A 23,759-nucleotide genomic window follows, 5' to 3' on the forward strand; every position below is an offset into this window, starting at 1 on the left:
CACACCAACGTGATGACAACGCCGCGATCAACCTCGCACGCTACGAGGACACCATTAGCGTCGTCGGCCCAGTTGGGGCCGCCGTCAAGCGTGGAGCCGACCGTAAGACCGGGCCTGGCCCGGCCGGTGGCTGTGAAGCGCGGAAGGGACGCAGCCGCAAGGCTGCCGAACAACCCCGAAATGGGGTGCGAGTCGCGTGACCACTAAAGATCACTCACTCGCAACGGGCCGACGATCGGTCCCCACAGCGCCGACCAGACCGGATGGTCAGTCAAAAAGAAGTGCTGCCAAAAGGTTTCGGGAACCCACGCCGCGATGGCTCCGGCGATCAGCAGGCCCACGATCAGGTCCCGCAGAATCGCCGCCCACTCCATGACGAACACGTGCGAGACCGAGGTAAGGGCCCGCCCGGAAAACAGCCGCCGCCAAAACGAGCCTTCTCCGCCGACCGACATATCCATGGCGGCGTGACCTTCCATGGAGCCGGCGAGTCCGCGGTCGGCCTGCTCACGGGCGGCATCGATCAGCCGGGAGCGCACGAACAGCCGGAGCAACAGGGCCAGCACGATGATCATCAGCGGGCCGCCGACGAACTCCGCGGCGGTGAACTGCCAGCCCATCAACAACGCCAGGATGATGCCCAACTCCACGACCAGATTGGTGGAACCGATCTCGAATGCGATGGCGGCGGTGAAGTCGCGCCTTTCCGAAACAGCGACCGCGCCAGCGCCACTGCCGCATACGAGCACGACGACGACGCGGCCCCCAGCCCGGCGGCTACCGCCAATGTGCGGGGCTTGTCGTCACCCATCAGGGCCACAATCGTCTCGCGGCGCACCACGGCCTGCACCATCGCCGACAACGCGAAGCCCAGGAACAGCGCCCACAAGATTTCCCACGTCATAGATCCCGCCAGCGCCAATGCATGGCCCACCGCTGCTAGCACTTTGTCCGCCACCCCGCCCTCCGCTTCGATTGCATATTCGGCGGCGATCATATGGGCGGCTGCGCCCACTCGAGCCAGATATACCCCAGTGGGGGATATGTCAAGGTTTCCGTCCGGCGCCTGGGAACCGCTGCTTCCGACACGACATCGCCGCTCTTAAACCTCTGGCGTGCAACGAGATTAGCTCTGTCGGCACGCCAAGCGCCATGGCTTTTCGGCGGCAGCGCGCGGATCCGGGTTGCCGCGCCTGGCCGGGTACTGCCGTCGTCGTCGACGACGCCAGCCGGGATTTTTCGGATTCGCAATGTCATCACCCAGATCGGCGATCGGCCCCACTGGCCCCGCCGGCCCCGACGGCCTGGGCCCACATTGTTCGGATTTGTTCGGATTTCCCCGAGTGCGGGGGGCGTCGTGCGGGTACGCTACGGCGTCGGGGTGCGGCGTAACGTGTAACGGTCGCCGGGGACGTGAGAAGGAACGCGGGCATGAGCATCGCATCGAACGCACCCGAGCCTGCCGCCCGCAGGGTGCGAATCCTGTTCATCGCGGAGGCGGTGACCCTGGCCCATGTCGTGCGGCCGTTCGTGCTAGCCCGCTCGCTGGACCCGAGTCGTTACGACGTCCACTTCGCCTGCGACCCGCGGTACAACCCGCTGCTGGGGCCGATGCCTTTTCCGTACCACCCGATCCACACCATCCCCAGCGAGCGGTTCCTCAGCAACTTGAACCAGGGCCGTTTCTACGCCGCACGGACGCTGCGCAGGTACGTCGAGGAGGACCGCAAGGTGCTGGGCGAGATCGCGCCGGACCTGGTCGTCGGCGACCTTCGGGTTTCCCTCTCGGCGAGTGCCCGGCTGGCCGGCATCCCCTATATCGCCATCGCGAACGCCTACTGGAGTCCCTACGCCCGCCGCCGGTTTCCGCTGCCGGACACGCTGTGGACGCGCCTGCTCGGCGTCAGGCTGGTCAGGATCCTGTACCGCCTGGAACGCCCGTTGCTGTTCGCTCTTCAGTGCCTGCCGCTCAACTGGGTCCGACGCAGGCATGGGTTGCCGACTCTGGGGTGGAACCTGTGCCGCATTTTCACCGACGGTGACTACACGCTCTACGCCGACGTGCCCGAACTGGTGCCGACCTATGATCTGCCGGCCAACCACCGGTATCTGGGTCCGGTTCTGTGGTCGCCCGCGGTGCGGCCGCCGCCCTGGTGGGATTCGCTGCCGGCCGACCGGCCGGTCGTCTATGCGACCCTGGGCAGTTCGGGCGGCACGAATCTGTTGCAGGTGGTGCTGGATGCGCTGGCTGATATGCCGGTGACGGTGATCGCGGCCACTGCCGATCGCAGCGACCTGAGCAACGTGCCGGCCAACGCGTTCGTGGCCGACTATCTGCCGGGCGAGGCGGCCGCGGCCCGTTCGGCGGTGGTGGTCTGCAATGGCGGCAGCCTGACGACGCAGCAGGCCTTGCTGGCCGGGGTGCCGGTGGTCGGGATCGCCAGCAACCTCGACCAGCACCTGAACATGGAGGCCCTCGAGCGCGCCGGTGCCGGGATGCTGCTGCGAACCGAACGGCTCAGCCGCCGCCGGGTGGCCGATGCCGTGCAGCAGGCCCTCGGTGACGCCGGCTATCGGCAGGCCGCCCTGCGGCTCGCCGATGCCTTGGGGCGCGACTTCGACGGGTTCGCACAGCACGTCCACACCGCGTTGCGCCTCGGGCCCGACAGCGTGACGTCACCGACCGGCTGGCAGCGAAATCTGCGGACCGGCTGAGCCACCGACCGCGCCAGGCCGCCGGGTGTCCGCGGTTTGCCCGGATTTTCCGGGGAATGCGTCGGGCGTGTACTCTACGGCCGCGGCCCCGGGGTAACGATCAACGGTCGCCAACGACGTGAGAACGGAACATGAGTTGCGTCGGGTCGTTGAGCGGTGTCTGGAGGGCGCGAATGAGGATGGTGCATCGGTGAGCACCGAACCGCACGTTTCTGAGCCTGGCGGCCGCAGGTTGCGGATCCTGTTCATCGGGGAAGCCGCGACCCTGTCCCACGTCGTGCGGCCGTACATGCTGGCGCGGTCGCTGGACCCGAGTCGTTACGAGGTCCACTTCGCCTGCGACCCACGATTCAACAAGCTGCTGGGCCCGCTCCCGTTTCAGCACCACCCGATCTACACCATCCCCAGCGAGCGGGTGCTGGCCAAGATCGCTCAGGGCCGACTCTTCTACAACACGCGCACGTTGCGTAGGTACGTCGAGGAGGACCGCAAGGTGCTGGCCGAGATCGCGCCGGACCTGGTCGTCGGCGACAACCGGCTGTCGCTCTCGGCGAGCGCCCGGCTGGCCGGCATCCCCTATATCGCCATCGCGAACGCCTACTGGAGTCCCTACGCCCGCCGCCGGTTTCCGCTGCCGGACACGCTGTGGACGCGGGTGCTCGGCGTCAGGCTGGTCACATTCCTGTTCTGGTTGTACCGCCCGCTGATCTTCGCCCTCTACTGCCTGCCGCTCAACTGGGTAAGGCGCCGGCATGGGTTGCCGACTTTGGGGTGGAACCTGTGCCGCATTTTCACCGACGGGGACTACACGCTCTACGCCGACGTGCCCGAGCTGGTGCCGACCTATGATCTGCCGGCCAACCATCGGTATCTGGGTCCGGTTCTGTGGTCGCCCGCGGTGCGGCCGCCGCCCTGGTGGGATTCGCTGCCGGCCGACCGGCCGATCGTCTATGCGACCCTGGGCAGTTCGGGTGGCACGAATCTGTTGCAGGTGGTGCTGGACGCGCTGGCTGATATGCCGGTGACGGTGATCGCTGCCACGGCCGATCGCAGCGACCTGAGCAACGTGCCGGCCAACGCGTTCGTGGCCGACTATCTGCCGGGCGAGGCGGCCGCGGCCCGTTCGGCGGTGGTGGTCTGCAATGGTGGCAGCCTGACGACGCAGCAGGCCTTGCTGGCCGGGGTGCCGGTGGTCGGGATCGCCAGCAACCTCGACCAGCATCTGAACATGGAGGCCCTCGAGCGCGCCGGTGCCGGGATGCTGCTGCGAACCGAACGGCTCAGCAGCCGCCGGGTGGCTGATGCCGTGCGGCAGGCCCTCGGTGACACCGGCTATCGGCAGGCCGCCCTGCGGTTGGCCGATGCTTTGGGCCGCGACTTCGACGGGTTCGCACAGCACGTCCACACCGCGTTGCACCTCAGGCCCGAGAACGCGGCCCGAGGCGTCGCGACCGAAGGGCGGTAGGGGCAACTGTGTTCTGCCCCAACAACCGTAGGGCGCGGCGAGGTGACAGACGACCCCGTCCCTGCGATCGATTGCCGGGACGACGCCGCCCGGCACGGTCAGAACTTGTCTGCCGCGGTCAATGGAACTAGGGTCGGGAACCTGATTCGCGCGGCCGAATATGTCCTGTACTTTGAAGCGGGCACGAGGACGGTCTTGCGAACGCACGCCGCATCAAGCTGACGGCGACCCCCGCCGCAGCGGCCAAGGCATAACAAGAAGTGGAGACGGCCACGATGGGATGCCGGAAATGTGGTGACCAGCAGGCACCAACCGAAGCGGGAATCCGGTGAAGCGCGCGCTGATCACCGGAATCACCGGCCAGGACGGCTCCTACCTCGCCGAATTGTTGCTCAGCAAGGGATATGAGGTTCACGGGCTGATCCGCCGGGCTTCGACGTTCAACACGGCACGGATCGATCACCTCTACGTCGACCGGCACGACCCGCACGCGCGATTGTTCTTGCACTACGGCGATCTCACCGACGGCACCCGGTTGGTGACGCTGCTCAGCACCATCGACCCCGACGAGGTGTATAACCTTGCGGCCCAGTCGCACGTGCGCGTCAGCTTTGACGAACCGGTGCACACCGGCGACACCACCGGCATGGGATCCATCCGGCTGCTCGAAGCCATTCGGCTTTCCCGAGTGGAATGCCGCTTCTATCAGGCGTCCTCGTCGGAGATGTTCGGCGCGTCGCCGCCGCCGCAGAGTGAGCAGACGCCGTTCTACCCACGATCGCCCTATGGCGCGGCAAAGGTGTACTCGTACTGGGTGACGCGCAATTATCGAGAGGCGTACGGACTGTTCGCGGTGAACGGCATCTTGTTCAACCACGAATCACCGCGGCGCGGTGAGACGTTCGTGACCCGAAAGATCAGCCGGGCCGTGGCGCGGATCAAGGCCGGTCTCGAGTCGCATGTCTACCTGGGCAACCTCGACGCCGTTCGCGACTGGGGGTATGCACCCGAATACGTCGACGGAATGTGGGCGATGCTGCAGACGTCCGAACCGGAAGACTTCGTGCTGGCGACGGGACGCGGCTACACGGTGCGCGAGTTCGCCCAGACCGCCTTCGACCATGGCGGGCTCGACTGGGAGAAGCACGTGCGATTCGACGAACGCTATCTACGTCCCACCGAGGTGGATTCGCTGATTGGCGACGCGACCAAGGCCGCCCAAACGCTGGGGTGGAAGGCGTCGATACATACCGCTGAACTGGCGCGGATCATGGTGGACGCGGACATCGCGGCGCTGGAGTGTGAAGGTAAACCGTGGATCGACAAGCCGACGCTCACCGACCGGGCATGCGGACCAGAATGAACACCTTCACCGGCGTCCTTGACCGTGCCGCTCCGGTGTATATCGCCGGACACCGCGGGCTGGCCGGGTCCGCGCTGTTGCGCAGATTTCAAGCCGAGGGATTCACCAATCTTGTGGTGCGCTCCCACCGGGAACTCGACCTGACCGATCGGGCCGCGACATTCGACTTCATTATGGAGTCGCGGCCTCAGGTCATCATCGACGCCGCGGCCAAGGTTGGCGGCATCCTGGCCAACAGCACCTATCCTGCTGATTTCCTGTCCGAAAACCTGCAAATCCAGGTCAACCTGCTCGACGCCGCGGTGGCCGCGCGGGTGCCGCGGCTGCTGTTCCTCGGCTCCTCCTGCATCTATCCGAAGTTCGCCGAGCAGCCCATCAAGGAAAGCGCGCTGCTCACCGGCCCGCTGGAGCCGACGAACAACACCTACGCGATCGCCAAGATCGCCGGCCTCCTTCAGGTCCAGGCGGTCCGCAGCCAACACGGCCTGGCCTGGATCTCTGTGATGGCAACCAACCTGTATGGACCCGGTGACAACTTCTCGGCGTCCACGTCGCACCTGCTGCCGGCGCTCATCCGCAGGTACGAGGAGGCCAGAGCCGGCGGCGTGCCGAAGGTGACGAACTGGGGCACCGGAACTCCGCGCCGCGAACTGTTGCACGTCGACGATCTGGCGAGCGCATGTCTGTACCTGCTGGAGCACTTCGACGGACCCAATCCCGTCAACGTGGGCACCGGCGTCGACCACAGCGTGCGCGAGATCGCCCAGATGGTGGCCGGCGCGGTGGGTTATAACGGCGAAACCGACTGGGATCCAACCAAACCGGACGGAACGCCCCGCAAACTGTTGGATGTGTCGGTGTTACGGGAGGCGGGTTGGCAATCCCGGATCACGCTGCGCGAGGGCATCGACTCCACGGTCGCGTGGTATCGGGCCAACGCCGGCGCGGTACGGAAATGACTGCGTGCATTGCGGCAGCCGTGCCTGGTGACGTAATGCTCGCGTGCTGAGCCGGTACTCCGCGACACCGACGTCACCGCGACGACACGCCGAAAACTGCCGCGGTGACGCCGATCTCGGCGACTTACCCGGCCGGATAGGACCCGGAGGACTCGGATAGGACTCGGATAGGACAACGTGAGTCTTTTCAGCAAGATCGCTATGTGGGCCGAGTTGTTAGGCAGCGGCGAGGCCAAGCAGCGCATGCTCATCGGACGGCAATTGGCTTGGCGGGTGCGTGAGCTGGAATCGATCAACGAGTTCGCCGACGTGGAATTCTCGGTGTTCAGCCAGTTCGGCGACGACGGGATCATCCAATGGCTGATCCACCGCCTGCCGGGCCTCAGTGAGACGTTCGTCGAGTTCGGGGTGGGGTGCTACCAGGAGGCCAACACCAGATTTCTCTTGCTCAACGACAATTGGCGCGGGCTGGTCCTGGACAGCTCGAGACGCAAAGTCCATGCCAGCAGGCGCGACACGATTTCCCTGCTGCACGATCTGCAGAGCGTCTGCGCCGTCGTGACCGCCGAGAACATCGACCAATTGATGCTGGACCACGGATTCGAAGGCGACATCGGACTTCTGCACATCGACATCGACGGCAACGACTATTGGGTCTGGCGCGGGCTGACAGCGGTGCGCCCCGGGATCGCCATCATCGAATACAACAGCGTATTCGGGGCGGAGCGCGCGATCACGGTCCCGTACGACCCGAAGTTCAGCAGAGCGGGACGCTTCGGCAATCTGTATTTCGGCGCGTCCCTGCCGGCGCTGTGCGACCTGGCCCGATCCAAGGGATACGACTTCGTCGGCAGCAACAGCGCGGGCAACAACGCCTACTTCATCCGATCCGACCTGCCCCACGGCCTCACGCCGCTCACCGCCGCCGAAGGCTACGTGGTGTCGAAGTTCGCCGATTCCCGGGACGCCAAGGGCCGGCGCACCTACCTCCGCGGCGAACAGCGGCTGGCTGCACTGCGCGGGGCGCCGGTGGTCAACACCCGGACGGGCGCCGAAGAGCAGCTGTGATGAACGAAGGTCACTCCGGCCTACGCAGCACAACCATGTCTTGGTAGGCGGTGGAAGCCGTTCTGCCGCACCAGCTTCCCCACAACACATCACCAACCTGTTCGAGGCCGGCGTCGCGGACGGCTTGATCCCAGTCTTCCTGCGGAAGTGCGATGGCCGCCTCGGGGACGAATGGGGTGATCACGATCAGGTCGTCGTGTGGACGAAACGGCAGAGCCGACTTGCCCTGCGCAACCAGCTCCCGCGATTCCTGATTCCACACATAGAGGGTGAGCAGCGCGCGCCCGCCGGGGGCAAGTACTCGTGCAGTCTCCGCGAGGTAGCGAGCCACCTGCGGTATGGGCATGTGGGTGAAGAGCGACGACGCGAAGGCCAGCTCGAAACTCGCGTCGGGGTAGGGGAAGGTGAACTTCTCGGCCTGCACCGTGCCCTTCGGGTTGTACATCTTGTTGTAGATGTCCGCGCGCTGGAAGCGGAAGTTGGGATGCGACGCGTAGTTCTCCGAACACCAGCGAACTTCGGCGGTATTGATGTCGAAGCCCTCATAGCGCCCCTTGGCCGGGTCGAGAAATGTGGTCAACGGACGAGCCACACGGCCCATTCCGCAACCCATGTCAAGGACGCGGTAGTGCGGTTCAAGCTGGCCGTAGTCGCGCAGCAGGCCCAAGAACTCGTCACCAGATTCGCGAAATGGGCCGGGCGCCGCGGGGTTTCGAGACCCGCCGCCCACCATCCGGCGTGGTGGGACCAGCGGGTCGCTACGGCCGTTGAGCTTGTCCAGCACATCACTTGGGGCATACCGCACGAATAGCCCGGCCTTGATCAGCAGAGGCACCGGGACAAATCTGAGGAAAGAGTCAACAAGCCGGGACGCAACCACGTGGCACAACGTACACTGCGCGACGACAGTGACGCCAATTCGAGACGCCCGGATGAGCGCTCAGGCCGGCTTGCGAAGTGGGAGGCCGGCAGCACGGTAGATCGCATCGATGACGGTCATGTTCTCGATCGCGTCTTCGGGGGTGGTCTTCACCGGTTCGCCGCGCAGCACCGCGCCGGCGAACGCGTCGAGCTGATACGCGTAGGAGGCGCGGCGCGGGAACCGCTCTACCCGTTTTCCGTCGGCCGATCGAACCGAGAGCCGATGGTAAGAGTGCGGCAACACCGGGTTGAGCACATGCAGCTCGCCTTTGTCGCCGACGACGCGAGCACTGATCTGCATCAGATCGGTCGACCACATCGAGCAGCGCACCCGGCCGGTGTGTCCGTCGGCGAACCGCAAGTCGGCCGTCATGGCGCGGTCGATCTGCGAATCGCGCAATTTCGCTTGCGCGGAAACCACTTCCGGGGTCGAACCGCCGAAGGTGCGGACCATGTGGACCGCATAGCACCCGGCGTCCATCGTCGCACCGCCGGCCAGCGAGTAGTTATAGCGGATGTCGGAGAACTTGGGCAGCGGGAAGCACAGGTTGCCCTCCACCCGGATCAGCTTGCCCAGTTCGCCCGAGGCGATGATTTCCTCAACGCGCAGCGTCAGCGGGTGATAGCGATAGTGGAATGCCTCCATCACCACGTGACCGGAATTCGCGGCCAGTTCGGCGATCTCGCGCGCTTCGGCGGCGTTGGCGGTGAACGGCTTCTCGCACAGCACGTGCTTGCCGGCGGCCAAGGCCGCCCGGGTCCACCGACCGTGCAGGCTGTTCGGCAAGGGGTTGTACACCGCGTCGAGATCCGGGTCGCTGATCAGCGCGTCGTAACTTTCATGTACCCGGGCAATGTCGTGCTTGGCGGCGAAGGCCTGAGCACGCGGTGTATCGCGTGCTGCCACCGCAGCCACCACAACCTCGGCATTTCCCTTGGCGGGTTTGACAAGCGCCAAAGGGGCGATACGAGCGGCGCCCAGGATACCGATCCGGACCTGTCGAGACACGGACCGACGCTAGCACCTGACGCGGGCCGTCAACGCGGGAAGGGCGCGGGAAGGGCGCGGGAAGGGTGCCTGGTACGGCAGTCGCGGAGGAGAACCCTGCCGGTGAGGAGGAGGCATGCCGGTAGCGGCGGTGACTGTGGCTATCCGTTACCGGGCGGGGGCGAAGAGCCGGTCCAGCACGGCCCGGCCCGCGCCGTCGTCGGCGTGCACCACCGCGACGTCCCAGTAGTGATATCCGCGTTCGGCATACCGCCTGTCCAGCACCGCGGCTGTGGCCGGCACCTCATCGATCGGCAGCGCCTGAACCGGCCTGCCGAAGTTGTCCCAGATGCCCACATAGGAGTACCCGGCGGTCTGCAGCTCCCCCCACACCACGGTCGGGTCCGGGACCCCGGCCATCCGGGTCAGCTCCGGGTAATACTCGAAGAACAGCAATGGGCGGGTATCCGCGTAGGCTCGCGCGAGCGCCGGGACCAGAATCGTGTCGTAGCCTTCCGTGTCCGATTTGACCAGCCTGATCGGCGGCAGTTCGGGGTGACGGTTCGGCAGCTCGGCCACGGTCAGCGCGGCGGCCGCCCCGCCGGTGCCGCCCTGGGCGAAGCGGGTGTCGCCGCCCTTTCGGACCGCACCGAGACCGGAGGCCGTAGCAGTGTCGGTGAGCAACAGGCCGAACTCGATCACGCAGCGGTCATCCGACCCGACGTTGCGCTCCAGGTACGGCAGGTATTCGGGGTCTCCCTCGATGCACAGGATGCGGGCGTCGACTTCGGCGAGGAGCTGCCTGGCGGAGTCACCGATGTTGGCTCCTACGTCGATGACGCCCAACGGCTTGTCGGTCTCGGCGAGGCCGACCGCCAGGTCGATCAGATTCTGGCCGTAGGTGGGGAACAGGCGGGCGTAGTCCGGAAGCCGGTGATACCACGGCATCGCCAGTGAAACGCCTTGCACGTCGCGGATGACGGTGCGCGTGCCGAACCAGTGACGAACCGTGCGGTAGGAGAGTTCCAGTGCGAGTTGCCTAAACAACAGGCGATAGCTCATAGCTTTGCGTCCAGATCCACCCGCAGATGGTAACCGACCTTTGGTGTGCGTCTGCCTTTGCCGCAAAGAGCCCCGGATCGTGCAGCCTTGCCGCAGTGCCGTCGTGTGCAAAGCGGGCGCCGCCGGCAGCTGCGGCAGAGAAACCGGCGACGGCATCCGGTAGTCACCTCCCGCACCAATCTCGGCCCGGCTCGAGGATGTCGGCGGCTCGGCATCGGGAGCCGGTGGGAGAACTATTTGCCTTAGGGCAGAACACTTTTCGGGCTCGATACGCCGCACCCCGACGACTCGGCCGGCATCGTGAAGCCGGGGGGTGCCGCGGCCGGGTGGGTTGGCTCGTTCATCGCGGCGACCGTGGCGTACCTTCTGATTGTCCTTCTTCCGGGCTCGACGATGCCGCGGGAGATATCCAGGAGGTTTGATACTGTGCTGTGCCGGATGAGCGCTGTCGTCAAGGCGGTCGAGACAGTGGTGGGCGCCGAGCGCTTATGAAAGTCGCATTCGATCACCAAATCTTCGCCATCCAGCGATACGGCGGTGTGTCGCGCTATTTTTTCGAGCTGGCAAGCCGCCTACCTGCCGACACGGTGTCGGAGGTGTCCGTCGTCGCGCCTTTCTATATGAATGCCTATCTGGCGGCCGAGTCCGCCCGTGGCTTCACCCATGGCAAGTACGTGCCGTACACCTTCAAAGGCGCTCCGGTTCTCGTCGAACTTGCTAACCAGGTTGTGGCACCGTTCGCGTGGTCGAAGTCCGACGCGGACATCCTGCACGAGACCTGGCACCCCTTCAAGCCCGTCGGCAAGGCGCGGCGCCGGGTGGTGACGATCTTCGACATGATCCACGAGCTGTTCAAGCCGCCCATGGCCAAACTGGCGATCGCCGCCAAACGCGCGTCTGTCAATCGCGCCGACCATGTGATCTGCGTCTCCGAAAGCGCGCGCAACGACCTCGTGCGTCTCTATGGCATCGACCCGGCCCGCGCCAGCGTTGTGCACCTTGCCTGTTCGCTGGCCGTGCAGGAAAACACCACGACAGTCGACAGTGGCGGGCGCAGGCCCACGATCCTTTACGTCGGGCGTCGCGGGGGATACAAGAACTTCGCCACCCTGCTGCGCGCCTACAGCAATTCGCCGGTATTGCGGGATTTCGAGTTGATCGCCTTCGGCGGCCCCCCGTTCCTGCGCGACGAGCAGAAAGAGATCAGCCGGTTGGGAGTCACTGAGCGGGTGCGCTTCGAGTCCGGGTCTGACGAGGAGCTGGCGGCGCGCTACCGGACAGCCGCCGCATTTGTCTATCCGTCGCGGTACGAGGGTTTCGGGATCCCCCCGCTCGAAGCGATGAGCCAGGGCTGCCCGGTCGTGTGCAGCAATGCGGGCGGAATTCCAGAGGTGGTCGGGGATGCCGGCGTCTTCTTCGATCCGGATAACCCCGAGGAGCTGCGCACGGTTCTGGAACGCGTGGTGACGACCGAGAGCCTGCGCGCCGATCTGCGCGAGCGTGGCTATGCACGGCTCCCGGCGTTCTCCTGGGACAAGAACGCGGCGGAGACGGCCCGGATCTATCGCGAAATACTCTGAGCCGCAGCCTTATCCGATGTTGTGATGCCGGTCGCGGCGGTGTCTGGCCGAATCACTTTGGGCAGCAACAGGGTTAGTTTCTGCTCGGTCCTGGCCGGACTCAGTCATCGCGAGCCCGCCACTTCACCCACCAGCGCGCCGCGATGATGACCAGCCTGATGCCGAATCTAGTGGTGATCGGCAGCCGCTTGAGAAAAGCCTTGTCTACGAAGGTATTACTGAGTCCGCCCAACTCGTTGAAGCGTGCGACGACGACGTCCATGTGCCGGGTGACGAGTGCGGGATTGGAGAAGCAGCGGATATTGAAGTCCCAGTCCGCCAGCGACCGGTAGCGCAGGTTGTAGGGGCCGATGCTGCTGAAGAGCTCGCGGCGGTAAAAGATCGACTGATGACAGATGTTGCGCTTGAACAGCAGGCGATCGAGGTCGAAGGCGCCGCCGTAGCGGAATTTGGTTGAGCGCATGAGCACGTCGCCATATACCAGATCGCTGGAATGATGTTCGCCGATGAAAGCGGCCACCCGGGCCAGGGTGTCCGCCTCGTACAGCGCGTCGTCGGCGCCCAGAAAGAGCAACCACGTCCCGCTAGCCAGGCTCACGCCGCGGTTCATCGCGTCGTAGACCCCGCGGTCGTTGCCGGAACGGACGACCAGGCGTGCGCCGAAGTTGGGGGCAAAGCTGTTCGCGATATCGAGGGTTGCATCCGTCGAGCCGCCGTCGACCAGTACCAGCTCGAAGTCCCGGAAGGTCTGGCAGGCGATGCTCTCGAGGCAAACCCCTAGCGCCGAGGCCACGTTCAAGCTGGGGATGATGATGGAAAACATTGGTGCGGCCATGGCGGCTTTCGTTGTTTCAGCAGCGGTCAAGCCGGCCTCGCGTAGCGGTTCCCGTCAATTGGCATCGCGGAAGAAGATGCCGTCGGCCTGTAACATTCGACCATTACGCGCGTCAATGAAACAGGGCAGTAAACCGGTCAATGTGAAGCCCAACGAATACAGCAGATCGAGTGCTTCCGGAATGAGCATGCCGCCTTCGTACAACGGTGCGAAGGAGAGTTCGAGTTGCATCCCGACACAATGGTCGTTGACCGTCGACTTACCACCGTCGAGTACCTGTTTTTCAAATCCCTGCACGTCGACCTTGAGAAACGCCGCACCGTTAGGCCGGAGAAATTCCGGCGCCACGGAATCCAGTCGGTGAATCGGCGCCTCCTCGGTGCCGACATAGTTGGCCGGCGGAAAGGCCTCCTGGTGACGCGTCAGCATGGGCAACACCGAACTGCTTTGACCGGCGTTTCCGGCGACATTGACCAAGACCGTCCCGTCGGCATCGCCCAGCGCACACTGCCGGCAATCCCAAAGCGGATCGGTTGCCGCTTTTCTTTCCAAAGTGGTAAATGGCCGGGATAGCGGTTCGAACGAGACGATGCGGCTCTTGTATCCCGCTCGGCGGAGGCCTTTGGCGTATTGCCCTGTGTTGGCTCCGACATCGAAAACGACATCGACCCGACGCAATTCGAGTTGTTTTACGAACTGGTGCCTCAGGTCCCGCTCGGAATAACGGCGCGGCACCTCGAAGGCAGCGCTGCGCACGATGAATCGAGCAAGGTCCGACAAATGCACCGTGTGACACTAACATGCCCGTCGGCCTGACCCGCCCGGCCGGAGCCGGGGGTGCGCGGCCGGTGATCGGGTTCGTTGTCGACGAACGGCGAAGGGCGATGACCCCGTTGATGGCGAACAGCTCGAGCGGCAAGGCGCGCTAGACTACACCCCGGCAACGCGAGGAGCTGGCGAGCTTGCCCTCGAGTTGGCGATACCGCATCACGCGGCGTGGAGCCGCCCGCGCATCGCTTAATCATGGTGTGGTTCTTGGGCTTCCGTGCGGCGACCGCCAGGGCGGTAAGAACCGGCTCGGACCGGGTGCGGCTAAACCGAAGGGACTTGTCGCCATGAGCAACGTGGTCGATCTACTCGACCAGACGTTCTTTGCCGCCGAGCGAGCGACCGGAACCGTCAACGTGCTGCAATGTGTCTGGGTGTACAACCGCGACGTCGACATCGATCGGCTGCGGCAGTTTCATCACCATCTGCGGCGGGGACGGTTGGCCCGCCGAATCGAATGCTCACCCCTGCCGTTCGGCCGTCATCGCTGGGTTTCGTCCAACGGCCCGACCGACCTCGAGATCGTCGCGGTGCCGCGACCTCGTGAAGAATTCGACGCCTGGGTCAACGAGCAGGCCAGCGCGCCCCTGGACGCCGAGCGGGGACCCGAATGGCGACTCGCGGTGCACCCGTTCGTCGGCGGCGGCGCGGGCGTCAGTTTGGTCATCTCCCATTGCCTCACCGATGCCGTCGGGCTGTGCGAGGCGGTGGCGGACGCGGCCTGCGGCCGCGACGAGCAGATCAGCTGGCCGGCAGCCGGGTCACGCCGGCGCTGGGAAGCGTTGCGCGAAGACGCCGGCCAAGCCGTGCGTGACATCCCGGGTATCGCCCGCGCCGTCGTCGACGCAGCACGGTCGGCCCGGCGTAACCGTGGCCATCCGGAGGCGGCGGCGCCGCGAGGTATCAGGACCGTCGCATCGCTGTCGGGAGCCGACCGAACCATCATGCTCCCGGCGGCGACGATTTTGGTCGATGCCGAAGAATGGGATGCCCGGGCAGAGTCACTGGGAGGGACCAGCAACACCCTGCTCGCCGGATTGGCGGTCCGCCTGGCCCAGCGATTGGGACGGGTCACCGCGGACGGCTCGGTCACCGTGGGTATGCCCGTCAGCCAACGTATCACCGGTGATACCCGCGCCAACGCGGTCACCAAGGTCGACATCAGCGTCGACCCCGCTTCCGCGGCGACGGACCTGCGCCAGATCCGCGGCGCCACAAAGAAAGCGCTGATCCGCCGTCAGCAGCTCCCCAGCGAGCAGTCGGTGCTGCTGCCCCTGGTGCCGCTGTTGCCGCGGTGGCTGGTCCGGCGAACGGTCGGCGTGGCGGCCGGCAATGTCTCATCCAACATCGGGGTGGTCGACCCGGCCGCCTGCCGGCCGGATGGAACGGACGCCGACCATTTCGCCGTAACGGGTTCCTGGGGGGTGGGCACATCGGTCATGGACCGCAGCGGCGGATATCTGGGATTGCTGTCGGGACGAACGCCTGCCGAGGTCTTCGTGTCGGTCCTCGCCTATCAGCCGGGCCGGTCCAACTCGAATGACGACTTGCGCCAAGACCTTTCGAGCACACTGTCGGAGTTCTCGCTCGTCGGCACGATGGGCTGGGGATGCCCCGAGCCGGTCGGCGGGGCGCGGTAGGCGTCCCACCCGGGTCGGCGTCAGTTCAGCCGGGTCGTCCCCATCGAAACCCCGGCACCCGGCAGACGTGCCAGCAGTGCATCGCCCATTGCCGCCGCCGGGGTAAGGACGCCCCGCAATTCGGAAAGCCTGTCGCGATCGAGCGCAAGTGCCAGACCACTTTCGCCGAGCAACACCGCGGTCGACTGGTAAGCGTCGACATCGTGCTCGAATGTCGCCAGGTAACGGGCACCGGTCGTGGTGGTGGTGTACGTCTCGAATCGATAGTGGCCGCGCTCCCGGGATTTGCGGCTTGGACCGCTGCCCGGTTTCGGCGTGATGCGCTCCACCAACCGGCGGGGCAGTCGACTGAAGTACCGGTTGGCCAAACCGATGGCGCCCGCGACGGCGCCGGTGACGACGGCGGATGCGACCGGCGCCGCGAACGACCGTCCCAGACTCATGGTCTCCGAGTAGCGGAACCGCCGGCCATAGGCCCAGTCCTGTAATGCGTTGCTACGACGGACAATCCGGGTGTTGAATGGGCCCTGCACGAACCCGCCCGTCCAGAAGCCGGCAAGTTCGGGCGCCAGGTCGCGTCCGCGGCGCCGGGGAAAATCCGGCTGCGGACCCAGTTCGGGTTCGGCGCCGCGATCGGTGGTCAGCGTATACGGGTCATTGACCAGCCGGTGGGCGTCCGGGTCACTGGATGCGGTGCGCATCGCCTCGGAATACGTTGCAACCGAGCCGCCGGAGACCCAGCGCTGGGAGAATGAGCGGAGCACCAGGTGGGTGTCGCAGAGTTCACCCGTGCCGTCTTCGATCGTCCGGCGGTACAGCAGATAGACACTCAAATCCGAAGGCACCGAATCGAATCCGCAGGCTAGCACTATCCGGGCGCCGGTGTCGGCGGCTTGCTTGTGGTACAGGTCGATGCTGTTGCGGCAGAACATCAGTTCGCCGGTCAAGTCGGCATAGTCGGTTCCGGCCTTGGCGCAGGCCGCCACCAGCGGCAGGCCGTAACGGGTGTAGGGGCCGACGGTGGTCAGCACCACCCGGGTCCGGGTGGCCATTGCCTCGAGCGTCGCCGGTTGTAACGCGTCGGCGACGATCAGCGGCCAGTCACGGGCGGTCGGGGCCAACGTTTCCCGCACGGAGCGCAGCCGTTCGCTGGAGCGGCCGGCCAGCGCAATCCGTGCGCTCGACCCGGCGCGCGCGAGGTGTTCGGCGGTCAACGTGCCCGAGAAGCCGGTGGCGCCATACACGACGATGTCGAACTCGCGTTCGGCCGGACTCATCCGGGTGACACTACCCGAGCATCGCTGCGCCCCTGGGCCGGGCGGTTGGCCGCCTCAGTCCTTGACGAAGCAGTACATCCGGTAGGAAATGTCGCCGCTTTCCAGGTAACGGGACAGCTGGGTGCCTTGTACGCCGATGTATTCCCGGCCAGCGAAACGAAGGAAGGCCGGCAGATGGCGTTCGACCAGCTCCCGTGACTTCTGCGAATTCCTTTCGATGCCCCGCAAGACCTCGGCGTTGATCTCCCGCTGCGACAGTTGCCGCAGCGGGGCGCCGGCCAGATCGGCTTCCCAGTCGGGGATCTCGTTGCTGGGGCGCAGGTCGGCGTAGGCGAAGTACCCTCCCGGCCGCAGCACCCGCACCACCTCGGCGAGGAAACGCCGGAAGTGCGGATAGCAGTGCGAGGCTTCGACATTGAGAACCACGTCGAAGGATTCGTCGTCGAAGGGCAGGTTTTCGGCGTCGCCTCGCACGAAATCGAGACCAGGCAGGTGGTGTCGCTTCTGGCAAAGTCTGATACCGGCCGGGTTCAAGTCGAGCGCCGTGTACGAGGCCGGCGCCAAGGTGCGTGTCAGGTAGGAGGCTCCGCCGCCGTGGCCGCAACTGACCTCCAGCACCCGTTTGCCCTTCAAGTCCGCCTGGGTCGCGGTGCGGTGGTACAGGTTGATGTGGGCTCGGTTGGGCTCGTCGGATTCTTCCAGCGGCAGGGCCATCGGCGGATCTTCCTCATAGGCCCAGTTGATGAACACGATTTCGTCGGCACCGAGCCCGCGCGTCATCAGCGGATACCAGAACCGCCAAACTCGCTTGTAGATCGGGGTACTCCCGACGCGGGCAAGCAGGCTGTGGGTGGGACTGAATGGCATGGGCAAGCAGTATGGCAGACGCCGAAGATGAGCGAGCCCGTTGCGGGAAATGCAGAGCCGGCGCCGCGATGAGCCCTGAGCCGCTGGCGCGACCCGTTGCCTGGCCCGGCGCTGCCGGTCCGACGTCGCCGGCCGGCCCGCCGGAAGCGGCCTGCTGAGGTAGCCTCCCCGGCATGTCAGTGATCAACAGCGCGGAATGCGAGCAGTGAGCAGGGGCGGATTTCGTTTCGGCTTTGTCGATTCGCTGGTGCACTCGCGGTTTCGGCCCGGCTGGCTGGCGCGGTCCAGTATGGTGGCGGCCACGCTGACCGGCGCCGATTCCTATTGGGTGGGCGACCATCTGAACGGGCTGGTGCCGCGCTCGATCGCGACGCCCGAATATCTGGGAATCGCGGCGAAACTGGTGCCCAGCGTCGACGCGAACTACGAACCGTGGACGATGCTGGGAAACCTCGCCTACGGCAGGCCCAAGCGGTTGCGGCTCGGCATATGCGTGACCGACGCCGGTCGCCGCAACCCGGCGGTCACGGCCCAGGCCGCCGCGACCCTGCAGCTGCTTACCCGGGGCAACGCCATCCTTGGCATCGGTGTCGGGGAACGTGAAGGCAACGAGCCCTACGGCGTGGAGTGGACCAGACCGGTGGCGCGGTTTGAAGAAGCGCTGGCCACAATACGCGCGTTGTGGAATTCGAACGGGGAGCTTGTCTCGCGCGAATCGGCGTACTTTCCGCTGCATAACGCCGCGTTCGAGCTGCCACCATACCGGGGAAAATGGCCGGAAATCTGGGTCGCCGCGCACGGTCCGCGGATGCTGCGGGCAACCGGACGCTACGCCGATGCCTGGGTTCCGATTGTGCTGGTGCGTCCCGGCGACTACCGCAAGGCGCTCGAAGCCGTGCGCACCGCGGCGTCCGACGCCGGTCGTGACCCGATGTCGATCATCGCGTCGGCGGTGCGCGGCGTGATCACCGGCCGAGATCGCGACGACGTCGAGGAGGCGCTGGACTCTGTCGTCGTGAAGATGACCGCGCTGGGGGTGCCCGGTACCGCCTGGGCCCGCCACGGTGTCGAGCATCCGATGGGAGCCGACTTCGCCGGGGTCCAGGATGTAATTCCCCAAACCATGGACGAGCAGACGGTCTTGTCATACACCGCGAAAGTCCCGCCGGCGCTCATGAAAGAGGTTGTCTTCAGCGGCACCCCGGAGGAAGTCGTCGACCAAGTAGCCCAATGGCGCGATCACGGCCTCGAGTACCTGCTGGTGATCAACGGCAGTCTGGTCAACCCCAGCCTGCGCAAGGCGGTCGCGGCGAGCCTGCCGCACGCCAAGGTGCTGCGCGGGCTCAGGAAGCTGGGTGTCAGCTCGCCCAAGCGCCGCTGACCATCGGGTTAATTCTGCGCCGCGGGCACAGTGGCCCAGACCTGTTATTGTCGTGGGGCCTCATCGACGTGGCATTGCGCCTCCGGGCAATCTACGAGCCGTATATGCGCCGATTCCGATTCGAAGGACACGGCAGCAAAACGTCCGTACTCTCTTCCGAAGAGCCGAAGGATGATCATGCAGACGAACTTGTCATTTCAGGCTGGGGGCGAGGTGGCAACGCAAACCGAACGGATCACGGATCCGCAAGCGGTGCAACCGCCGAACGGGACCGCAACGCGATTCGCGATGAGCGAATCATCGCTCACTGATCTGCTGCAGAAGGCAGCCAGCCAGTACCCCAACCGTGCCGCGTACAAGTTCATCGACTACGAGGCAGATCCGAAGGGATTCACCGAAACCCTCACCTGGTGGCAGGTCTATCGGCGCGCGACGATCGTGGCGGACGAGCTGAGGATCTGCGGGTCGAGCGGTGATCGGGTTGCGATATTGGCCCCGCAGGGCCTCGAATACATCGTTGCCTTCCTGGGCGCGCTGCAGGCCGGTCTGATCGCCGTTCCGCTGCCGGTACCGCAGTTCGGCATCCACGACGAACGAATTTCCGCGGCCCTGCGGGATTCCCTGCCGACGGTCATTCTGACGACGTCGTCGGCCGTCGACGAGGTCGTCAAGTATGTGCCGCATGCGCGCGCCCCGCAGGGCCGGGAACCGGTCGTCGTCGCGATCGACTCGCTGGACCTGGACTCGCCGCGGGAACTGGCCCCCGCCGCGCCCGCGCGTCCGGGCACGGCCTACATCCAGTACACGTCGGGGTCGACCCGCTCGCCGGCCGGTGTTGTCCTGTCGCACAAGAACGTCATCAGCAATTGCGTACAGCTGATGTCCGATTACCTCGGGGACACGGAAAAGGTTCCGTCCACTGCGGTGTCGTGGCTGCCGTTCTATCACGACATGGGCTTGATGTTGGGCGTCATTCTCCCGATGATCAACCAGGACACCGCAGTCTTGCTGAGCCCAATGGCATTTCTGCAGCGGCCGGCCCGCTGGATGCAATTGCTGGGCAGACATCGTGGACAGATTTCCAGCGCACCGAATTTCGGCTTCGACTTGGCCGTGCGTCGAACGTCCGATGACGATATGGCCGGTCTCGATCTCGGGCACGTGCGGGCGATCGCCACCGGCGCCGAACGCGTAAACCCCGCCACGGTCCGGCGTTTCATTGACCGGTTCGCCAAGTTCAACCTCAGCCAGACCGCGATCCGACCCTCATACGGGCTCGCCGAGGCGACGGTGTACGTGGCGACCGCCGGACCGGGACGCCCGCCCAAGACTGTCTGTTTCGACTACCAGCATTTGGCGGCCGGCCGGGCGAAACGCTGCGAGAGCGACGGCGATGAGGGCGCCAAGCTGGTCAGTTACGGTACGCCGCGGGCATCCACCGTGCGGATCGTCGACCCCGACACCAGGACCGAGACTCGCGAGGGAACCGTCGGCGAGATTTGGGTGCAGGGCGACAACGTCGCCATGGGCTATTGGCGAAACCCCGAGCTCACCGAGCGAACCTTCGGGGCAAAGCTCGTCGATCCCTCGGCCGGCACGCCGGTCGGTCCGTGGCTGCGGACCGGAGATCTGGGCGTCATGTTCGAGGACGAACTGTTCATCACCGGCCGTATCAAGGATCTGTTGGTGGTGGATGGGTCCAACCACTATCCCGACGACATCGAGGCGACGATCCAGGAGATCACCGGCGGCCGGGTGGTGGCGATAGCGGTGCCCGACGACCGCACCGAGCAGCTGGTCACCATCATCGAGGTCACGACGTGGGGTCACCCCGACGACGCGGCATCGGATAGGCTCCGCACGGTCAAACGCGACGTCACGTCCGCGATATCGCGTTTACACCGGGTACGTGTCGCGGATGTCGTTATGGTGGCTCCGGGCTCGATTCCCGTCACCACCAGCGGTAAGGTCCGACGTTCAACCTGCGTCGAGCGCTACCTGAACCAGGAATTCACCCGCGTGGACGGTGCCGCATGACGGCACACGTATGGGGGTTTGCGCGTTACCCGAGACATGGAATATGACCGACTGCACGCTATCTGATGAAGAGATCCGAAACCTCGATCGCGATCTTCGGATACTCATCGCAACCAATGGCACCCTGACCCGGATTCTCAACGTGGTGGCCAACGAAGAGATCGTCGTGCAGATTGTCAATCAACATATTCGGCGGGCCGCACCCAAAATGGTCGGGCTCGGCCAATCGGCGGAGAGCCGGGTTCTGCAACGTAATATCCTGCTCAAGGGCCGGAATTCAGGCAACGTGTTCGTGGCCGCGGAGTCGTTGGTCGCCATTGATCTGCTGCCCGCCGAAATAGTGGCGCGATTGACCAGGACGGATCATCCGATTGGCGAGGTTATGGCAGCCAGTTATATCGAGACATTCAAGGAGTCGGCCAAAGTCTGGGTCGGAGCCTCGCCCCGCTGGCTCGCTCTCGACGGATACCAGCATTCGCGCCGGAGAACCGTCGCGCGCCGCTACCGCATTTTGTCCGGCGGGCAGCCGATCATTCTCATCACCGAGTATTTCCTCCGCACCGTATTCCAAGATGTCCCGCATGAAGAAGCCGATTGCCGCCAGTTTTCGAATGTCATCACTGCGGCGCGCTAGGGCGGTCACCCACTAATGCGGAATGGCAACCTGGCAGGGTTCCTGGCTGAGCGGGCATCGGAATCGGGATGGTACGACCGGCCCGCCTACTATGCGCCGGAGATCGTCACACACGGTCAAATCCATGACGGCGCCGCGCGGCTTGCGCACGTGCTGCGACACCGCGGCCTCGGCACCGGGGATCGCGTCCTGTTGTGCCTTCCGGATTCACCGGAGCTGGTGCAGCTCTTGCTGGCGTGCCTGGCTCGTGGCGTCATGGCGTTTCTGGCGAATCCGGAGTTGCATCGCGACGACCACGCGTTTCTGGAGCGCGAAACCGAGCCGGCGCTGGTCGTCACCTCCGGCCCGTTGTGCGGCCGGTTTCGCCCGTCGCGCGTGATCGATGCCGCCGAGCTGTTGTCGGCGGCGGCGCGGGCCGAGCCCGCAGAATACGAGCGGCTCGGGGGCGATGCTGACGCATACGCGACCTACACCTCGGGTACCACGGGGCCGCCGAAAGCGGCCATCCATCGGCACGCCGACCCGTTGACATTTGTTGACGCCATGTGTCACCAGGCGCTGCGGCTCACGGCCCACGACACGGGGCTGAGTACCGCACGCATGTATTTCGCCTATGGCCTGGGTAATTCGGTCTGGTTCCCCCTTGCGACAGGCGGTTCCGCGGTCATCAATCCATTGCCGGTGGGTGCGGAAATGGCAGCCACGCTGTGCGAGAGATTCGAGCCGTCCGTGCTCTACGGCGTGCCGAATTTCTTTGCCAGAGTCGTCGACACCTGTTCTTCCGAGTCTTTTCGGACGCTCCGGTGCATCGTGTCAGCGGGCGAGGCCCTCGACATGGGACTTGCCGAGCGGCTCATCGAATTCTTCGACGGTATCCCCATTCTTGACGGAATTGGATCGACGGAGGTGGGGCAGACCTTCGTCTCGAATACCGTCGACGAATGGCGTCCGGGAACTCTGGGAAAGGTTCTTCTGCCCTACGAGATTCGTGTACTCGGACCGGATGGCGCACCCGCAGAACCCGGGGTGGACGGAAACCTATGGGTCCGCGGACCATCGATCGCGACCGGCTACTGGAATTGTCCCGATCCGATCCTGGAGGATGACGGGTGGCTCGACACCCGCGACACCGTCCGCGTCGACGCAGCGGGTTGGATTTCGTACCGTTGCCGCGCGGACGACACGGAAATCGTCGGAGCCGTCAACGTCAATCCGCGGGAAGTCGAACGACTCGTGGTCGAGCACGACGCGGTGGCTGAGGTCGCGGTTGTCGGAGTGAAGGAGTCCACCGGCGCGTCGGCACTGCAGGCATTTCTGGTGCCGGCAGGCCACGCGGTCATCGACGAATCGGTGATGCGCGACATCCACCGGGGGTTGCTTGCCAGACTGTCCGCATTCAAGGTGCCGCACAGACTCGCCGTCGTGGAGCGGCTTCCCCGGACCGCCAACGGAAAGTTGTTGCGGAGCGCGCTTCGTGCCGAGAGCCCGGCGAAACCGATCTGGGAACTCTCGTCGGTCCAGCCCCGACCTGACGCTGACCCACAGCTCGACAACCGCCCGGCTGCCGGGCGGACCGTCGCCGGGCATGCCGGCGAGGTGACGCTGAAGGAACGCCTGGCCGCGTTGCAGCAGGAGCGTCACCGGCTGGTGCTGGAGGCGGTGTCTGCCGAGGCCGCCAAGATGCTGGGTGAGCCGGATCCGCAGTCGCTCAGTCGGGATCTTGCGTTCTCCGAGCTGGGTTTTGACTCCCAGATGACGGTCGTACTTTGCCATCGGCTGGCCGCGGCTACCGGCCTGCGGCTGCCGGAAACGGTCGGGTGGGACTACGGATCGATATCGGGACTGGCCCAGTATTTGGAGGCTGAACTGTCCGGTGGGGACCGGCAGGCAGGCCGGGTGGCCGTGACCCTGCCGGCGAATATCGACGCGAAGGGGCGAGTCGACGAGGAATTGACAAGGATCGATGAGCTGGTGCTGACGATCGGGGACGGCGAAAAGCAGCGCGTGGCCGACCGTTTGCGCGCCATCCTCGGCACCATCACCGACGCCGGGGATCGGTTGGGCAAACGGATCCAGGACGCCTCGACTCCCGACGAAATTTTCCAGCTGATCGATTCGGAGTTGGGCGAATCATGAAGA

At 65.2% G+C, this 23,759-nt stretch carries 18 protein-coding genes and 2 pseudogenes; 12 read left to right on the plus strand and 8 right to left on the minus strand.

The window, feature by feature from the left end:
• A pseudogene (locus EET03_RS07820) lies at positions 1–200 on the plus strand (IS607 family element RNA-guided endonuclease TnpB); the annotation flags it as partial.
• A gap of 21 nt (positions 201–221) precedes the next feature.
• On the opposite strand, the pseudogene EET03_RS07825 reads toward EET03_RS07820, so the two are convergent.
• Positions 222–997: pseudogene (locus EET03_RS07825) on the minus strand (permease); the annotation flags it as partial.
• Between the two features lie 434 nt (positions 998–1,431).
• On the opposite strand from EET03_RS07825, the gene EET03_RS07830 reads away from it, so the two are divergent.
• The 5 genes from EET03_RS07830 (at position 1,432) to EET03_RS07850 (ending at position 7,570) form a co-directional block, all read left to right on the plus strand.
• Entirely contained in the window at positions 1,432–2,715 is a 1,284-nt protein-coding gene (locus tag EET03_RS07830; protein ID WP_075541904.1) for a glycosyltransferase, read from the plus strand.
• 136 nt (positions 2,716–2,851) lie between these two features.
• Positions 2,852–4,180, plus strand: coding sequence for a nucleotide disphospho-sugar-binding domain-containing protein (locus EET03_RS07835; protein ID WP_425271508.1), 1,329 nt, complete (start codon positions 2,852–2,854; stop codon positions 4,178–4,180).
• A 328-nt stretch (positions 4,181–4,508) separates the two neighbouring features.
• Positions 4,509–5,543 (plus strand): GDP-mannose 4,6-dehydratase, encoded by a 1,035-nt coding sequence (gene gmd, locus EET03_RS07840; protein WP_075541905.1) that lies wholly within the window; start codon positions 4,509–4,511, stop codon positions 5,541–5,543.
• Positions 5,540–6,502, plus strand: coding sequence for a GDP-L-fucose synthase family protein (locus tag EET03_RS07845; protein WP_075541906.1), 963 nt, complete (start codon positions 5,540–5,542; stop codon positions 6,500–6,502). The genes gmd and EET03_RS07845 overlap by 4 nt, the downstream gene beginning before the upstream one ends.
• A gap of 177 nt (positions 6,503–6,679) precedes the next feature.
• A complete protein-coding gene (locus EET03_RS07850; protein ID WP_075541907.1) occupies positions 6,680–7,570 on the plus strand; it encodes an FkbM family methyltransferase in 891 nt (296 codons plus the stop codon).
• 10 nt (positions 7,571–7,580) lie between these two features.
• Here the strand turns inward: EET03_RS07850 and EET03_RS07855 are convergent, their stop codons facing one another.
• From EET03_RS07855 to EET03_RS07865, 3 genes are all read right to left on the minus strand, one after another.
• Positions 7,581–8,405, minus strand: coding sequence for a class I SAM-dependent methyltransferase (locus tag EET03_RS07855; RefSeq protein ID WP_082274533.1), 825 nt, complete (start codon positions 8,403–8,405; stop codon positions 7,581–7,583).
• Between the two features lie 105 nt (positions 8,406–8,510).
• Positions 8,511–9,500 (minus strand): Gfo/Idh/MocA family protein, encoded by a 990-nt coding sequence (locus EET03_RS07860; protein ID WP_075541908.1) that lies wholly within the window; start codon positions 9,498–9,500, stop codon positions 8,511–8,513.
• Between the two features lie 147 nt (positions 9,501–9,647).
• Positions 9,648–10,541 carry a class I SAM-dependent methyltransferase gene (locus EET03_RS07865; protein WP_099194058.1) on the minus strand — a complete coding sequence of 298 codons (894 nt, stop codon included), beginning with the start codon at positions 10,539–10,541 and terminating at the stop codon, positions 9,648–9,650.
• Between the two features lie 488 nt (positions 10,542–11,029).
• On the opposite strand from EET03_RS07865, the gene EET03_RS07875 reads away from it, so the two are divergent.
• The gene (locus EET03_RS07875) at positions 11,030–12,121 is read left to right on the plus strand and encodes a glycosyltransferase family 4 protein (protein WP_075541911.1); all 1,092 of its coding nucleotides are present in this window, start codon (positions 11,030–11,032) and stop codon (positions 12,119–12,121) included.
• 100 nt (positions 12,122–12,221) lie between these two features.
• Here the strand turns inward: EET03_RS07875 and EET03_RS07880 are convergent, their stop codons facing one another.
• Both EET03_RS07880 and EET03_RS07885 read right to left on the minus strand, forming a co-directional pair.
• Positions 12,222–12,956 (minus strand): glycosyltransferase family 2 protein, encoded by a 735-nt coding sequence (locus EET03_RS07880; protein ID WP_099194059.1) that lies wholly within the window; start codon positions 12,954–12,956, stop codon positions 12,222–12,224.
• Positions 12,957–13,010: 54 nt separating this feature from the next.
• Positions 13,011–13,742: an FkbM family methyltransferase gene (locus tag EET03_RS07885; protein ID WP_063471065.1), complete on the minus strand. Its 732-nt coding sequence runs from the start codon at positions 13,740–13,742 to the stop codon at positions 13,011–13,013.
• Positions 13,743–14,071: 329 nt separating this feature from the next.
• On the opposite strand from EET03_RS07885, the gene EET03_RS07890 reads away from it, so the two are divergent.
• The gene (locus EET03_RS07890) at positions 14,072–15,424 is read left to right on the plus strand and encodes a condensation domain-containing protein (RefSeq protein WP_099194060.1); all 1,353 of its coding nucleotides are present in this window, start codon (positions 14,072–14,074) and stop codon (positions 15,422–15,424) included.
• A gap of 20 nt (positions 15,425–15,444) precedes the next feature.
• Here EET03_RS07890 and EET03_RS07895 read toward each other — a convergent pair whose 3' ends face one another.
• Both EET03_RS07895 and EET03_RS07900 read right to left on the minus strand, forming a co-directional pair.
• On the minus strand, positions 15,445–16,701 hold the full coding sequence (locus EET03_RS07895) for a saccharopine dehydrogenase family protein (protein WP_075541914.1): 1,257 nt from the start codon (positions 16,699–16,701) through the stop codon (positions 15,445–15,447).
• Between the two features lie 54 nt (positions 16,702–16,755).
• Positions 16,756–17,568 carry a phthiotriol/phenolphthiotriol dimycocerosates methyltransferase gene (locus tag EET03_RS07900; protein WP_063472556.1) on the minus strand — a complete coding sequence of 271 codons (813 nt, stop codon included), beginning with the start codon at positions 17,566–17,568 and terminating at the stop codon, positions 16,756–16,758.
• Positions 17,569–17,773: 205 nt separating this feature from the next.
• Here EET03_RS07900 and EET03_RS07905 point away from each other — a divergent pair, with 205 nt between their 5' ends.
• From EET03_RS07905 to EET03_RS07920, 4 genes are all read left to right on the plus strand, one after another.
• Positions 17,774–18,949, plus strand: a complete 1,176-nt coding sequence (locus EET03_RS07905; protein WP_244232279.1) for an LLM class flavin-dependent oxidoreductase — start codon at positions 17,774–17,776, stop codon at positions 18,947–18,949.
• 288 nt (positions 18,950–19,237) lie between these two features.
• Positions 19,238–20,986 (plus strand): AMP-binding protein, encoded by a 1,749-nt coding sequence (locus EET03_RS07910; RefSeq protein WP_099194357.1) that lies wholly within the window; start codon positions 19,238–19,240, stop codon positions 20,984–20,986.
• 43 nt (positions 20,987–21,029) lie between these two features.
• Complete coding sequence (locus EET03_RS07915) at positions 21,030–21,620, plus strand: chorismate--pyruvate lyase family protein (RefSeq protein ID WP_075541916.1); 591 nt, start codon at positions 21,030–21,032, stop codon at positions 21,618–21,620.
• Positions 21,621–21,635: 15 nt separating this feature from the next.
• Positions 21,636–23,756, plus strand: a complete 2,121-nt coding sequence (locus EET03_RS07920; protein WP_075541917.1) for a p-hydroxybenzoic acid--AMP ligase FadD22 — start codon at positions 21,636–21,638, stop codon at positions 23,754–23,756.
• Positions 23,757–23,759 lie beyond the last annotated feature (3 nt).

Origin of the sequence: Mycobacterium innocens, from assembly GCF_900566055.1 — a bacterium.
Classification (GTDB): Bacteria; Actinomycetota; Actinomycetes; order Mycobacteriales; family Mycobacteriaceae; genus Mycobacterium; species Mycobacterium innocens.

Excerpts from the sequence above, each read along its gene's own strand:
- EET03_RS07895 (WP_075541914.1), bottom strand. The coding sequence starts at position 16,701 with ATGAGTCCGGCCGAACGCGAGTTCGACATCGTCGTGTATGGCGCCACC.
- EET03_RS07845 (WP_075541906.1), top strand. The coding sequence starts at position 5,540 with ATGAACACCTTCACCGGCGTCCTTGACCGTGCCGCTCCGGTGTATATC.
- EET03_RS07830 (WP_075541904.1), top strand. The coding sequence starts at position 1,432 with ATGAGCATCGCATCGAACGCACCCGAGCCTGCCGCCCGCAGGGTGCGA.
- EET03_RS07910 (WP_099194357.1), top strand. The coding sequence starts at position 19,238 with ATGAGCGAATCATCGCTCACTGATCTGCTGCAGAAGGCAGCCAGCCAG.
- EET03_RS07920 (WP_075541917.1), top strand. The coding sequence starts at position 21,636 with ATGCGGAATGGCAACCTGGCAGGGTTCCTGGCTGAGCGGGCATCGGAA.
- EET03_RS07875 (WP_075541911.1), top strand. The coding sequence starts at position 11,030 with ATGAAAGTCGCATTCGATCACCAAATCTTCGCCATCCAGCGATACGGC.
- EET03_RS07880 (WP_099194059.1), bottom strand. The coding sequence starts at position 12,956 with ATGGCCGCACCAATGTTTTCCATCATCATCCCCAGCTTGAACGTGGCC.
- EET03_RS07915 (WP_075541916.1), top strand. The coding sequence starts at position 21,030 with ATGACCGACTGCACGCTATCTGATGAAGAGATCCGAAACCTCGATCGC.
- EET03_RS07890 (WP_099194060.1), top strand. The coding sequence starts at position 14,072 with ATGAGCAACGTGGTCGATCTACTCGACCAGACGTTCTTTGCCGCCGAG.
- EET03_RS07865 (WP_099194058.1), bottom strand. The coding sequence starts at position 10,541 with ATGAGCTATCGCCTGTTGTTTAGGCAACTCGCACTGGAACTCTCCTAC.
- EET03_RS07900 (WP_063472556.1), bottom strand. The coding sequence starts at position 17,568 with ATGCCATTCAGTCCCACCCACAGCCTGCTTGCCCGCGTCGGGAGTACC.